Genomic DNA, 14,066 nt, shown 5'->3' with positions numbered 1-14,066 from the left:
ACGCCGTTTTCCTACCTTGATTTTTGTTCCTTAGACAGTCAAAAATCCTAGGCAGGAAGCGGCGTGTGGGCGTTAAGGCGCGCGGAAAACACCCAAGGCTGACACGAAGGGTTGCTGCGATAGCGTTGGTAGTGCGGTGGGGCGTTGCTTAGGCGATGCGGTCGATGATGAGCTTTCGCGCCCCACGGTCGCCGTCGGGGGTAATGGTCACCGCGTCTTCGAGTGCTTCTCTGGCTCCGGCGAACTTCTCGGGCGTGTCGGTCAATAGCGTCATGAGCGGGTCACCGGCACGAACCAGATCGCCGGGCTTGGCGTGCATGCGTACCCCCGCCCCGGCTTGAACGGCGTCTTCCTTGCGAGCACGCCCAGCACCCAATCGCCAGGCTGCAACACCCACAGCCAAGGCATCCAGACCCACCAGTACGCCGTCGGCCGGGGCCAGAATAACCTCGGACTCCCGTGCTTGCGGCAGTGCGGCGTCGGGGTCCCCGCCTTGGGCGCGGATCATGCGGCGCCATACGTCCATGGCCCGTCCGTCCTTGAGCGCAGCCGCCGGATCGGCACCACGAATGCCAGCAGCGTCAAGCATTTCCTGCGCCAGCTTCACGGTCAGTTCCACCACATCGGCTGGACCACCGCCGGCCAGCACCTCCACTGACTCTTCAACTTCAATCGCGTTACCGGCGGTCAAACCCAACGGTGTGGACATATCCGTCAAGAGCGCCACCGTGTTAACCCCGGCGTCCTTGCCCAGTGCCACCATGGTCTGAGCCAGCTCACGGGCCTGTTCCACAGTCTTCATGAAGGCCCCGGAGCCCACCTTCACATCCAAGACCAGCGCAGCGGTGCCCTCGGCAATCTTCTTGCTCATGATGGAGGAGGCGATCAGCGGGATGCACTCAACCGTTCCGGTCACATCACGCAGGGCGTAGAGCTTCTTATCGGCTGGGGCCAGGTTTCCACCCGCAGCACAGATCACTGCACCAACGTCAGAGAGCTGGCGCAGCAGCTGATCATGGCTGACATCTGCACGCCAGCCGGGGATGGCCTCAAGCTTGTCCAAGGTGCCGCCGGTGTGGCCCAAGCCCCTACCGGAGAGTTGTGGCACAGCTGCGCCAAATACGGCCACGAGAGGTGCCAGCGGCAAGGTGATCTTATCCCCCACCCCGCCTGTGGAGTGCTTGTCGGTGGTGGGCATGGGGGCGCCAGCGCTGTTGCGCAGCCCGCTGAAGTCCAAGGTCTCCCCCGAGGCGATCATGGCCGCCGTCCACTGGGAGATTTCTTCCCGATCCATCCCGTTGAGCAGGATGGCCATGTTCAGTGCGGCCATCTGCTCCTCGGCTATGTCACCGCGAGTGTAGGCCGCAATGGTCCACGCGATTTGTTCCGGAGTGAGTTTGCCCCGGTCACGCTTGGTGGCAATGATGTCAACGGCGGCGAATGTTCCAAGCGAAGTCACAGCTAGTCCTTCAAGTTGTCGGGGCCAAAGGCGTCGGGCAGGATCTCATCCATGGTTTTCACTCCAGAGGAGGTCATGATCTGTGTGCTCGCCGTGCTGAATTCAAACAGTAGCTGCCGGCAGCGCCCGCAGGGCATCAGGATCTCGCCCTTGCCATCCACACAGTAGAACTCGGTGATGAGTCCTCCGCCGTTCATGCGGGCAGCACCCACCATGGTGCATTCCGCGCACAAGGTGAGCCCAAAGCTGGCATTCTCCACATTGCATCCAGAGACAATGCTGCCGTCGGTCAGCCGGGCCGCAGCCCCCACCGGATAGTGAGAGTACGGGGCATACGCGTGAGCCAAGGCCGCGGTGGCGGCTATGCGCAAAGGCTCCCAGCCGCCGTCGAGCTTGTCATCCAACATGGACTACTCCTTGATGTAGGGCTCGCCGTCCGCGGCCGGGGCCAAAGCCCGCCCCACGAATCCGGATACGGCCAGGATGGTCAATGCGTACGGCAACATGGCCAAGAATTGGCCGTCGATCGGTGTGCCTGCGAGTGAGAGAATGCTTTGCAGGTTTCCGGCCACACCGAACAGCAGCGCCGCCAGGGCTGCGCCGATCGGATTCCAGCGGCCAAAGATCAGCGCGGCCAGGGCAATGAAGCCCAGCCCGCCGGTCATGTCCTTGCTGAAACTACTCACGGCAACCAGCGTGAAGTAGGCGCCACCAATGCCAGCCACGGCCCCGCCGGCCAGAACGTTCAGCACGCGGGTGCGGTTGACGTTGATGCCGACGGTGTCGGCGGCCTTGGGGTGTTCACCCACGGCGCGCACACGCAAACCCCAGCGGGTACGGAACAAACCGAACCAGAGAGCCACCACCAGAATCAGCATGAAGTAGCCAATGATCGACTGCCGGAACAGGGTGGGTCCAATGATCGGAATTTCCGAGAGCAGCGGGATGGAGATGTTGGGCAGGTGTGCCGGCTGGTTGTAAATAGTGAGGCCGTCCACCTTGGTCTTCATGATCTTCTCGAACAGGAAGCCGGTCAGACCGGAGACCAGCACGTTCAGGACCACGCCCACGATGATCTGGTTGACCACGTACTTGATGCTGAACAAGGCCAGGAGCACGGAGACCAGCACACCGGCAACGGCTGCGGCAATGAGTCCGGCATAGGCGTTGCCCGTGATGGAGGAAACCAGTGCCGCTGTGAAGGCACCGGCCAGCAACTGTCCTTCAATGGCAATGTTGACCACGCCGGCACGCTCGGACAGTACACCGGACATGGAGCCGAACAAGATGGGTGTGGTGATGAGCATGGCGCCGGTGAACAAGCCCACCAGCGTGATGTTCTGGGTGGTGGTCCCGCCAATGATCCACACCATCATGCCCACCACGAAGACCACCGCGAAGGTCATAACCACCCATTTGGCGATCTTTCCGGTAGCTCGCGTCTGACGCCAGGCCAGGTAGGCCAGCGCCACCGTGATGATTGCGACCAAGACGCCTACGCCCTTGGCAGGCACCACCAGGTTAGGCACCTGCCAGGCATCGGTATTTTGGGAAATACGGAATGTTGCGGTGCCACTGGGCCCGAGAACAACGAACACAACGACGGCGAACAGGGCCAGCACGCCGAGCAGAATCGGCACTTTCCAGCTTCGGATAGCTAGCGCATCGGCAACCTTGGGCGTCTCACTCTTAGTGGTGATGCTCATGCTGACACTCCTTCGCGGCGAACTTCCTTGATCCGGAACATGGACCGGATCAGTGGCGGGGCGGCGATGAAGAGCACAATCAAGGATTGCACCACGGCCACGATGTCAATGGAGACGTTGGCGTTGATGGCCATGGAGGTGCCGCCTGCTTTGAAGGCGCCAAAGAGTAGTGCCGCATAGAAGGTCCCCCACGGTTTGGACCGTCCCAGCAGGGCCACGGTGATGGCGTCAAAGCCGATGCTGCCAGCAACGTCGGCATCGAGTAGTTTCTCGGTGCCAGCCAACTGGGTGACACCGGCCAAACCTGCCAAGGCACCTGAGATGAGCATGACGGTGATGTACCCGCGGGACACCTTCATGCCTGCGGTGCGTGCGGCACGGGGGTTGGCGCCAATGGCTCGGTATTCAAAGCCTAACGTGGAACGGTTCAGCAGCCATGAGACCACCACGACGGCCAGAATGGCCACAATCAGTCCGGCATGAACCCGGAAGCTGGGACCCAACAGCAACGGAAACATGGCAGTTTCGTGCATGCGGGGGCTGATCGGGTTGCTGCTGTTGGGGTCCCGCAACTGATTCTTGAGCAAGAACAGCACCAAGGACACAGCAATGTAGTTGAGCATGATCGTCACGATCACCTCATGTGCTCCGGTCCGGGCCTTCAAGAATCCAGCGATACCGCCCCACAGCGCACCGCCCACAGCGCCAGCGAGAATAACGGCCAACAGGTGGATGCCCGGGGGAAGCTCAATCAAGAAACCTACGACGCCGGCAAAGGTGGCACCGAGAATGATCTGGCCCTTGGCACCAATGTTGAACAAACCAACCCTGAATGCCAGGGTCACGGCCAATCCCGAGAGGATCAGCGGCGTGGCGAAGGTCAGAGTTTCAAAAATTCCTAGGCGTCCTTGCAGGGTGCGTGCCCCCGGGTCGAAGGTGGCTCCCCGCCATAGCGCCCCATACGCTTGGGAAACCGAGGCCCAAATAGCTTTGATGGTGGCCATGGGGTCGCCAAAGAAATAGCCGAAAGCGGTGGTCACGCGAGGGTCTGTGGCCGCGATGAGAATTCCACCGATAATCAGTGCCACCACCACAGCCAGAACGGAAATCATGGCGTTGCCGCTCATGATCTCGCGTACCACTTGGCTGGTGCCGCTCTCCTGCTCCGGTTTGTCCGGTTTAGGGTCAGTCCCGGGTTTAGGGTCAGTGGCCGTTGCACCCTTTGCTCCCGGGTGTCCGGTGGCGCTTGGGCTTCCGGTGGCGCCGGGAATGTTGGGGGTGCCGGGACTACCCGGAGCGCCCGGTATTCCCGCGGTTCCTTCAGCGGGGATGTTGTCCTTAGCGTCACTCATGACTGTCCCCCTTCCTCTTCCTCGGTAGTGCCGGGTTCACGTTGGGATTGCATGTGTTCCTGTGCTTCTGCCGCGGGCAGCCCGGCCATCATGAGGCCAAGCAATGCGCGGCTGGATTTTCCTGGCACGATTCCCATGAGCCGGCCAGCAAACAAGACCGCAATCCGGTCGGCCAGTTCAAGGACTTCGTCCAGTTCGGTGGAGACGATCAGTACCGGTGTGCCGGAGTCGCGTTCTGCCACGATTCTCTTGTGCAGGAACTCGATAGAACCAACATCGACGCCACGGGTAGGTTGGGAGGCAATAAAGAGCTTCAAGGGCCGGGAAAGTTCCCTGGCCAGCACTACCTTTTGCTGGTTACCGCCGGAGAGAGTATCAGCGGCGTCCTGTGAGGACTGAGCCCGAACATCAAATTCCGCCACCTTTTTAACCGCGTTCTCGGCAATGACCGCGCGATTGAGGGTTCCGGCTCGTGAGTACGGGGCCCTCTTGTAGAGATCAAGGATGAGGTTCTCGGCGATGGACAGCTCCCCCACCAGGCCGTCGTCCTGCCGGTCCTCGGGCACAAAACCTACCCCCGAATCCAGGACCTGACGGACGCTCTTGCCTACCAGTTCTCTTCCGTCCAAGGTGATGGAACCGAGCACATGCTTGTGCAGGCCCAGCACCGCTTCGGTGAGTTCACTCTGGCCATTGCCCTGCACTCCTGCGACCGCCAAGATCTCACCCTGAGACACGCTCAAGGTGACGTCGTCCAAAAGTCTCTGGCCGGCGTCGTTCATGACGGTGAGGTTTTTGATCTTGAACGTTTCCGCTCCGGGAGTGGCGTCGGCCTTGTTCAAGGTCAGGTTGACGGCGCGGCCCACCATCAGCTCGGCCAGTTCCGTTGTGGAGGCGTCCGGGCTTGCCGAGCCAACCACTTTGCCGCGGCGAATGACTGTGATGGTGTCAGATATCGCTTTCACCTCGCGCAGTTTGTGGGAGATGAACACGATGGAGGTACCGCCGGCTTTGAGCTGCCTCATGATGTCCATGAGTTCGTCGGTTTCCTGCGGTGTGAGGACGGCGGTGGGCTCGTCAAGAATCAGAATCTTGGAGTTACGCACCAGCGCCTTGATGATCTCCACCCGCTGCTGGATACCAACGGGCAGGTCCTCGACGAGCGCATCCGGGTCAACGTCAAAACCGAACTGGGTGGAAATCTCGCGGATCTTGCGGCGAGTTTCAGCCAAATTCAGGACGCCGCCAAAGGATGTTGATTCGGCACCCAGTGCCACGTTTTCGGCCACGGTAAAGACCGGGACCAGCATGAAGTGCTGGTGCACCATGCCGATTCCTGCGGCCATGGCATCTGCCGGGCCGGAGAAGGTCACGGGCACGTCATCAACAAGGATCTGTCCCGAACTGGGTGAATACAGCCCGTACAAGACGTTCATGAGAGTGGATTTTCCCGCCCCATTTTCGCCCAGCAGGCTGTGAATCTGTCCTGATTCCACCACCAGGTCGATGTGGTCGTTCGCCACCAGGGAACCAAAGCTCTTGGTGATGCCCCGAAGTTCTAATTTCAACGTTTAGCCCGTCTGCGAAGGTATTGATCACGGCCGAAAGACACGGGCGTTGGGGGCCGCTTCTACAGCGGTCCCCAACGCCCGTGTCCAGATGCTACTTGGGGCTGGCCTCAGAAGTCACCTTGATGGACCCGTCGATGATGCCCTTCTTGATCTCTTCCAGCTGCGCCTTGGTGTCAGCGCTCACGGCCGAGTCCAGATCATGGAAGGGTGCCAGAGCCACGCCACCATTTTCCAAGGTGCCAACGTACGGCGTCGGATCAAACTTGCCGTCCAGGTCTTCCTTGATCACTGTTTCTACAGCCTCACCCATGGTCTTGATAACCGAGGTCAGCAAAACATCCTTGAAGGTGGGGGCGGTCAAGAAACCATCGGAGTCAACCCAGATCAGCTTGGCATCCTTGCCACTTGCGTTGGCTGCCAGAATCGCATCTCCGGCACCCTTACCCAGCGGACCGGCCACGGGCATGATCACGTCTGCCCCATCGGCGATCAGGTTGTTGGTGTGCTTAGTACCTTCCTGAACGATCTCGAAGGTGTTGGCGAAGACACCCTGCTGGGTCTTGACGTCCCAGCCAATGAGCTGGACATCCTTGCCCTGCTTTTCGTTGTAGTAGTCAACGCCCTGGGCGAAGCCGTCCATGAAGATCGTGACCGTGGGGATGTTGACGCCGCCGAAGGTGCCGACCTTGCCGGTCTTGGATACGGATGCGGCAACATAGCCGGCCATGAAAGCGGCCTGGGCTGTGTCGTAGACAATGGGCTTGACGTTGTCAGCGGTGATGGTGTTGTCATCAACAATGGCGTAGTTCAGATCGGGGTTGGCCTTGGCGGCTTCTCCGGTGGCCTCGGCCAACAGGAAGCCGACAGTGACGGTCAAGTTACAGCCAGCACTGGCCATCTGGGCCAGGTTCGGGGCGAAGTCTGCCGTGGTGGACGACTGGGCTTCCTTCATCTCAATGCCCAGGTCCTTGACGGCATTCTGCATGCCCTCGTAGGAGGACTGGTTAAAGGACTGATCGTCAAAGCCGCCGGAGTCGGAGACGATGCAGCCTAGGAAATCGGCAGCAGCAGGGTTCTGCGAGCTAGATTCGCTACTTCCGGCAGCCGGCGGGGCCTCCCCGCAGCCGGTGAGAAGTAGGGCTGTTGCGCTAAGTGCAATGGTGCCCACAAGGGCCCCGCGCTTAAAAGTCTTCGCGGTACTGACAAGCATGTTTTTCAAGGTTCCTCCATCGGTTGGTGTCCGCACTGGATGGCTGGTGAGCTACACAGACTCCGCACAGCCCCAACAACCTGATCAACGCTGATCAGGCAGATGAAACAAACGAGAAGACCTTGGCACACCCCAGTGATGCGGCGCTAACAATACCCTAGTGTCATAGCTCACCAGCGGCCACCCCAGGGCGCCGTGCCATAGTTCTTCGTTGGCCAACCGTTACAAACCATGACGGACCCAGATGGCGTTGCGTGCGAAGAACTGCTATTCGCCCGCGAGGTTGAAGGGGGTCGGGCTAGAGGCACTCTCCTCCCGAGGTACAGCTACTGATCTGGGCGACTAGGCGTCATCGAGTTCGCGTAGTGTGCGCAGGGCGGCAGCACACAGCACCCGGATACCCACCGACAGTGCCCGTTCGTCGACAATGTAATCGCCGCGGTGGAGATCATATTCCTCACCGCCGGGGACGTGCGTACCGAGTCGCATGAGGGAACCGGGAATGCCCTGCAGGAACCAGGCAAAGTCCTCGGCCCCCATTGACTGGGGAGCCAGCACCACTGAATCATCCCCCAGCTCGGCCCGGGCAGCGGCCTCGATGACGGCGGTTTCGTGCTCGGAGTTGACCACGGGAGGGACACCGCGGGTGTGCTCAAGAAAGACGTCCACGCCGAAGGGCGCGGCAACTTGCTGCACCACATCATCGAGTAGTTCCCCAGCAGCATGCCAAGCTTCACGGTCCAAGCAGCGCATGGTGCCGCTCATGACGCCCTGTCCCGGAATAGCGTTCGGGGCAGAACCGGCATGGATTTGTCCCCACACCACAGAGACGCCGCTGCGGACATCCACCCGGCGGGACAGCACGGCGGGAACACTGACGGCAATCTGCGCCAAGGCAAAAACAAGGTCTTCGGTCAGGTGCGGGCGCGAGGTGTGACCGCCGCGTCCGGAGAGTTCAATTTTGATGGTGTCCGAGGCGCTCGTGATGGGGCCGATGCGGGTGCCGATCTTACCCACCTCGATGCGCGGATCACAGTGCAGCGCCATGATGCGGGGAACGCCGTCGAGTGCGCCTTGGTCGATGCAGGACAAGGCGCCGCCGGGCATGGTCTCTTCTGCGGGCTGGAAAATGATGCGCACCCGGCCGCCCAGCGGTTCGTGCGCATGCATCCGGGCGAGCACCAACGCTATGCCGAGCATGGTGGCGGTGTGGAAATCATGGCCGCAGCCGTGAGTGACGCCGTGGTTGCGGGAGGCGAAAGGGAGAGCTGTTTCCTCAACGATGGGCAGGGCGTCAATGTCGCCGCGCAACGCCGTCGCAATGGGGCCTTCGCCGACGTCGACAATCACCCCAGTGCCTTCCAGCCGGCGGGGCGCCAGGCCTGCTGCCAACAGGTGTTCGTAGATTTTCTCTGAAGTACGGAATTCCTGGAAGGACAGTTCCGGGTGGGCATGAATGTCCCGTCGGAACTCTATGACTTGTGCCAGGAGGGGCTCCAGCCAGGGGCCTACCAGCTCAGTTGCATCTGTTTCCATCGAGTAATTGCGCACCTTCAAACTCTAATGGTGTCAGTACCCGGCGGTGGCATTAGCGGCGTAGCGTTACGCAGGCGCAGCACAGCTACTTGCTTCTGCCGCGGTCTGTGGCGCCAAAGGAGCTCGCGACCTCTCGCGACCTTTGGCGCCACAGGCGCTACAGAACGTCGGTGTCGCCGCGGGCTTTGAGTCCGTCCACTGCTTTTTTGACCAGTTGCGAATGTGCCCGGGTGGTGACCAGGAGTGCATCTGGGGTGTCCACAACCACCACGTCCTGGATCCCGATCAGGGCGATAACACGCTTGGTGTCAGTCACCACGATTCCGGTGCTGTCCTCAGTGAAGACGCGGCCACCTTCACCAATAACCTTGACGTTCTTGTTCTCCTTGGCGCTGCTGAGACGGGCAATAGCAGCAAAGTCTCCGACGTCATCCCAGCTGAAGTCGGCGGGAATGACAGCAACATCGCCCGCGTCGGCCGCAGGCTCAGCCACAGCGTAGTCAATGGCGATCTTGGGCAGCGTGGGCCAGACACGGTTCTTCACGGCAATACGGTCAGGGGTATCCCAAGCTGCAGCAATTTCCATCAGCCCGGCATACAGCACAGGCTCATTGGCTTTGAGATGGCGCAGCATCAATTCCACTGGAGCCACGAACATTCCGGCGTTCCAGTTGTACTCACCGCTGGCAAGGTACTGTTCGGCGATTTCTTCGCTGGGCTTCTCCACGAACTTAACCACGGTGTGGGCGCTGGGGGCACCAGCAATATCCAGCGGTTCTCCTGTGCGGATATAGCCGAATCCGGTGGACGCGTGGGTGGGCTTAATGCCGATGGTGACAATCTTGCCCGTGGCGGCTGTATAAATGGCCTCGCGCACGGCGTCCTGGAACTTCTCCACCGGGCTGATGACCTGATCGGCAGCGAAGGAGCCCATGATCGTGGCGGGATCACGGGTAAAGAGGATGGCGGCGGCCAGCCCGATGGCGGCCCCGGAGTCCTTAGGCTCGGTTTCCAGCACCAGGTTTCTGTCAGCGATTTCTGGAAGCTGGCGGCAGACGGCTTCGCGGTGCGCGTCCCCAGTCACCAGCAACACCTTTTCGCCGCTGAGCGGTACCAAACGGTCGTAGGTGGCGCGGATCAAGGTACTGCCGCTGCCGGTCAGATCATGCAGGAATTTAGGGGCTGCTGCGCGAGACAGCGGCCACAGCCGGGTGCCAACCCCACCGGCTGGAATGACTGCGTAGAACCTGTCCAGGGGATCCGCAACGGACTGCCCGGGATCATTCAAATTTTGCGTATTCATCAAGTCCACCTTAGGCGATGCCCCTGCAGGGACGGGCTCATAAGCCCTTTAGACACTGTGTGATGTTCAAAGATCCACCCAGGGGCGTACGCCGGGCTGGTAGCCGGGCACACCGGCGTCGTACTTGAGAAGGACACTAACAGCGGTAGGAACCACCAAGATGACGGCATGGGGGCTACAGCAAAAGGCCTGCATTCGGCCATTTTTCGGCCCGGCTGTGATTTGATGCATAGAGCAAGGAGTGCCTAAGTTGAATATGCTGTTAGCTAAGCCTAAATTTAGGCTCAAGTATGAGTGCTCACGCCGTGTGCGTTTCCCCGCGTGGAACCACGCCAGCGCAACGGTGACGCAGGGAAGGTTTAATCAGTGCCGACAAAACCAGCTGGCACTCTGTATCGCGGCCGAGAAGGCATGTGGTCCTGGGTGGGACACCGTATTACCGGTGTAGTGATTTTTATTTTCTTGTTGGTGCACGTCCTCGATACCTCATTGGTGAGGGTTTCTCCTGAGGCGTACACAGCAGTCATTGGGGCGTATAAAAACCCCATCATGGGTTTGGGTGAAGCAGGTCTGGTCGCCGCAATCGTGTTCCACGCCTTCAACGGCCTGCGCATTATTGCCATCGACTTCTGGAAGAAGGGCCCCAAGTACCAGCGTCAGCTGCTCTGGGGTGTCTTGGCCCTGTGGGCTGTGACGATGATTCCGTTCTTGATTCGTCACCTCACCATTGTCTTCTCCAATTTCTTCGGGGGGCACTAAATGAGTACCGACTCCATCGCAGCACCGCGCTCTAACAGCGCGCAGTCGCCTAAGTACAAGCGCAACAAGGCTTCGCATTCAAGCTTTGAAATGTTCGCTTGGTTGTTCATGCGCCTCTCCGGCGTGGTCTTGATCGTCTTGATCTTCGGTCACTTGTTCGTCAACTTGATGGTCGGCGAAGGCATCCACGCCATCGACTTCGGTTTCGTTGCCGGCAAGTGGGCGGATCCGTTCTGGCAGATCTGGGACCTGGCCATGCTCTGGCTGGCCATGTTGCACGGCACCAACGGTGTCCGCACCATCATCAACGATTACGCTGAGCGCGACCGCACCCGCATGGTCCTGAAGACGGTTCTGTACATTGCAACCGCCGTCATCATCGTTTTGGGCACCTTGGTCATCTTCACCTTTGACCCTTGCCCTCCCGGTGCGGTCATTGACCTCCCGTCCTTCTGCCCCGTTCCGTAACTTTTAGTTGCGGGCACCGGGCCCATTGCGGCCCGGGCGGCATGAAGTGAACACCAGCTTTTAATGCAGTAAATGAGAGAAAGAGCATCCAGTATGCAGGTCCACAAATACGACGTCGTAATCGTCGGGGCCGGTGGCGCAGGAATGCGTGCCGCCATTGAATCCGGACAGCGTGCCCGCACCGCCGTTCTGACCAAGCTCTACCCCACCCGCTCCCACACCGGCGCAGCACAGGGCGGCATGTGTGCAGCCCTTGCCAACGTGGAAGAGGACAACTGGGAGTGGCACACCTTTGACACCGTCAAGGGTGGCGACTACCTCGTTGACCAGGACGCTGCGGAGGTCATGGCGAAGGAAGCCATTGACGCCGTGATCGACCTTGAGAAGATGGGCCTGCCGTTCAACCGCACGCCCGAGGGCCGCATTGACCAGCGCCGCTTCGGTGGCCACACCCGCGATCACGGTAAGGCTCCGGTTCGCCGTGCATGCTACGCCGCCGACCGCACCGGTCACATGATCCTGCAGACCCTGTACCAAAACTGCGTCAAGCACAACGTTGAGTTCTACAACGAGTACTACGTTTTGGATCTGCTCACGGTTGAAGAGGAAGCCACCCGCGAGGACGGCACCATCTACCTGCAGAAGAAGATTGCCGGCGTGGTTTCCTACGATCTGGCAACCGGCGAACTGCACGTTTTCCAGGCCAAATCCGTTATCTTGGCTACCGGTGGTGCAGGCAAGGTCTTCAAGACCACCTCCAACGCACACACCCTGACCGGCGACGGCATGGGCATCGCGTTCCGCAAGGGCATCCCGCTGGAGGACATGGAGTTCTTCCAGTTCCATCCGACAGGTCTTGCCGGTCTGGGCATTCTGCTCTCCGAGGCTGCACGTGGCGAAGGTGCCATCCTGCGTAACTCTGAGGGTGAGCGCTTCATGGAGCGTTATGCCCCCACCATCAAGGACTTGGCGCCCCGAGACATCGTGGCCCGTTCCATGGCTAACGAGGTTCGTGAAGGTCGTGGCTGTGGCCCGAACAAGGACTACGTTCTCCTTGACCTGACCCACTTGGAGCCGGCGCACATTGACGCCAAGCTCCCGGACATCACCGAGTTCGCCCGCACCTACCTCGGCGTTGAGCCGTACACGGAGCCGGTCCCGGTTTTCCCCACGGCTCACTACGCCATGGGCGGTGTTCCCACGAACATCACCACCGAAGTTCTCCAAGACAACGACACCATCATCCCCGGCCTGTACGCAGCCGGTGAAGTTGCTTGTGTTTCCGTTCACGGTTCAAACCGTTTGGGCACCAACTCGCTGCTGGACATCAACGTGTTCGGTAAGCGTGCCGGTGTGGCTGCTGCTGAGTATGCCAAGACCGCGGACTGGGTTGAGCTGCCGGAGAACCCGGAAGCCGATACGAAGGCGCTGCTGGACCATGTCCGCACGTCCGACGGCGGCGAAAAGGTTGCGCTGATCCGCAAGGATCTGCAGGACACCATGGACGCCAACATGCAGGTGTTCCGCACGGCCGAGTCGATCGACAAGGTGCTGGCAGATATTGCATCCTTCGAGGAGCGCTACTCCCGCATCACCGTCCAGGACAAGGGCAAGCGATTCAACCTTGACCTGCTCGAGGCTGTTGAACTGGGCTTCTTGCTGGAATTGGCCAAGGTCATGACGGTTGCTGCCCTGCACCGTCAGGAATCCCGTGGCGGACACTACCGCGAGGACTTCCCGGACCGTGACGATGAGAAGTTCATGAAGCACTCCATGGCTTACCTCGATTCGAATGTCACGGTGGAGAGCTCGGAAGAGTCCATCGCCGGGATCCGTCTGGAAACCAAGCCTGTAGTTGTTACCCGTTACCAGCCGATGGTGAGGAAGTACTAATGAGCACCGTGGAAACTGAATTGCCGGAGCCGGCATCAAAGATTGAACTGCCCGCACACCTCGGTGGCGGCGGAGAGATCCCCACATTCGACGTCACCTTGCGTGTTCGCCGCTATGACCCGGAGTTCTCGGAAGAGTCAAAGTGGGAAGACTTCACCATGACCATGTACGGCACCGACCGCGTGTTGGATGCTCTGCACAAGGTCAAGTGGGAGCAGGACGGCTCGCTGTCCTTCCGCCGTTCTTGTGCGCACGGCGTGTGCGGTTCCGATGCCATGCGCATCAACGGCCGCAACCGTCTGGCCTGCAAGACCCTGCTGAAGGACCTGGACACGTCCAAGCCCATCACGGTCGAGCCCATCAAGGGCCTGCCCGTTGAGAAGGACCTCATTGTTGACATGGAGCCGTTCTTCCAGTCCTTCCGCGAGGTCATGCCGTTCCTGATCAACCGCGATCACGAACCCACCAAGGAGCGCCTGCAGTCCGCCGAGGACCGCGAGCGTTTCGATGACACCACCAAGTGCATCCTGTGCGCGGCGTGCACCTCATCCTGCCCCGTCTTCTGGACCGACGGCCAGTACTTCGGCCCGGCAGCCATTGTGAACGCACACCGCTTCATCTTTGACTCCCGTGACGACGCTGGCGATATGCGTCTGGAGATCCTCAACGACAAGGAAGGCGTGTGGCGTTGCCGCACCACCTTCAACTGCACCGAAGCATGCCCCCGCGGCATCCAGGTCACCCAGGCAATTGCCGAGGTCAAGCAGGCCATCCTGGCCCGCCAGATCTAGCATTTCCTGCTATTCGCC

Annotated in this window: 13 protein-coding genes; 4 read left to right on the top strand and 9 right to left on the bottom strand. The window is 60.2% G+C overall.

Annotated features, from left to right (window positions below):
- Positions 1–148 precede the first annotated feature (148 nt).
- The 9 genes from AB0O97_RS08955 to AB0O97_RS08915 form a co-directional block, all read right to left on the bottom strand.
- The gene (locus tag AB0O97_RS08955) at positions 149–1,459 is read right to left on the bottom strand and encodes a thymidine phosphorylase (protein ID WP_363881837.1); all 1,311 of its coding nucleotides are present in this window, start codon (positions 1,457–1,459) and stop codon (positions 149–151) included.
- 2 nt (positions 1,460–1,461) lie between these two features.
- Positions 1,462–1,866, bottom strand: coding sequence for a cytidine deaminase (locus AB0O97_RS08950; RefSeq protein ID WP_363837048.1), 405 nt, complete (start codon positions 1,864–1,866; stop codon positions 1,462–1,464).
- Positions 1,867–1,869: 3 nt separating this feature from the next.
- Complete coding sequence (locus tag AB0O97_RS08945; RefSeq protein ID WP_363881835.1) at positions 1,870–3,165, bottom strand: ABC transporter permease; 1,296 nt, start codon at positions 3,163–3,165, stop codon at positions 1,870–1,872.
- The gene (locus tag AB0O97_RS08940; RefSeq protein ID WP_363837054.1) at positions 3,162–4,517 is read right to left on the bottom strand and encodes an ABC transporter permease; all 1,356 of its coding nucleotides are present in this window, start codon (positions 4,515–4,517) and stop codon (positions 3,162–3,164) included. The genes AB0O97_RS08945 and AB0O97_RS08940 overlap by 4 nt, the downstream gene beginning before the upstream one ends.
- Positions 4,514–6,085, bottom strand: a complete 1,572-nt coding sequence (locus AB0O97_RS08935; protein WP_363881833.1) for an ABC transporter ATP-binding protein — start codon at positions 6,083–6,085, stop codon at positions 4,514–4,516. Before AB0O97_RS08935 ends, AB0O97_RS08940 begins: the two co-directional genes overlap by 4 nt.
- Positions 6,086–6,179: 94 nt before the next feature.
- On the bottom strand, positions 6,180–7,298 hold the full coding sequence (locus tag AB0O97_RS08930; protein WP_363838138.1) for a BMP family ABC transporter substrate-binding protein: 1,119 nt from the start codon (positions 7,296–7,298) through the stop codon (positions 6,180–6,182).
- Positions 7,299–7,640: 342 nt separating this feature from the next.
- The gene (locus tag AB0O97_RS08925) at positions 7,641–8,849 is read right to left on the bottom strand and encodes an amidohydrolase (RefSeq protein ID WP_363837059.1); all 1,209 of its coding nucleotides are present in this window, start codon (positions 8,847–8,849) and stop codon (positions 7,641–7,643) included.
- A 142-nt stretch (positions 8,850–8,991) separates the two neighbouring features.
- Positions 8,992–10,137, bottom strand: coding sequence for a sugar phosphate nucleotidyltransferase (locus AB0O97_RS08920; protein WP_363837062.1), 1,146 nt, complete (start codon positions 10,135–10,137; stop codon positions 8,992–8,994).
- A 66-nt stretch (positions 10,138–10,203) separates the two neighbouring features.
- The gene (locus AB0O97_RS08915) at positions 10,204–10,332 is read right to left on the bottom strand and encodes a hypothetical protein (RefSeq protein ID WP_363837065.1); all 129 of its coding nucleotides are present in this window, start codon (positions 10,330–10,332) and stop codon (positions 10,204–10,206) included.
- A gap of 171 nt (positions 10,333–10,503) precedes the next feature.
- Between AB0O97_RS08915 and sdhC the strand changes: the two genes are divergently transcribed.
- The 4 genes from sdhC (at position 10,504) to AB0O97_RS08895 (ending at position 14,048) form a co-directional block, all read left to right on the top strand.
- Positions 10,504–10,896: a succinate dehydrogenase, cytochrome b556 subunit gene (sdhC, locus tag AB0O97_RS08910; RefSeq protein ID WP_074711603.1), complete on the top strand. Its 393-nt coding sequence runs from the start codon at positions 10,504–10,506 to the stop codon at positions 10,894–10,896.
- Positions 10,897–11,364, top strand: a complete 468-nt coding sequence (locus tag AB0O97_RS08905) for a succinate dehydrogenase hydrophobic membrane anchor subunit (protein WP_363881831.1) — start codon at positions 10,897–10,899, stop codon at positions 11,362–11,364.
- A 93-nt stretch (positions 11,365–11,457) separates the two neighbouring features.
- Positions 11,458–13,257, top strand: a complete 1,800-nt coding sequence (gene sdhA, locus AB0O97_RS08900) for a succinate dehydrogenase flavoprotein subunit (protein WP_363837070.1) — start codon at positions 11,458–11,460, stop codon at positions 13,255–13,257.
- Positions 13,258–13,265: 8 nt separating this feature from the next.
- Positions 13,266–14,048: a succinate dehydrogenase iron-sulfur subunit gene (locus AB0O97_RS08895; RefSeq protein ID WP_363838140.1), complete on the top strand. Its 783-nt coding sequence runs from the start codon at positions 13,266–13,268 to the stop codon at positions 14,046–14,048.
- Positions 14,049–14,066: the final 18 nt, after the last annotated feature.

It is taken from the genome of Specibacter sp. NPDC078692 (assembly GCF_040686835.1).
In the GTDB taxonomy this organism is placed as follows: Bacteria; Actinomycetota; Actinomycetes; order Actinomycetales; family Micrococcaceae; genus Specibacter.
This window is presented reverse-complemented; position numbering and strand designations above follow the sequence as displayed.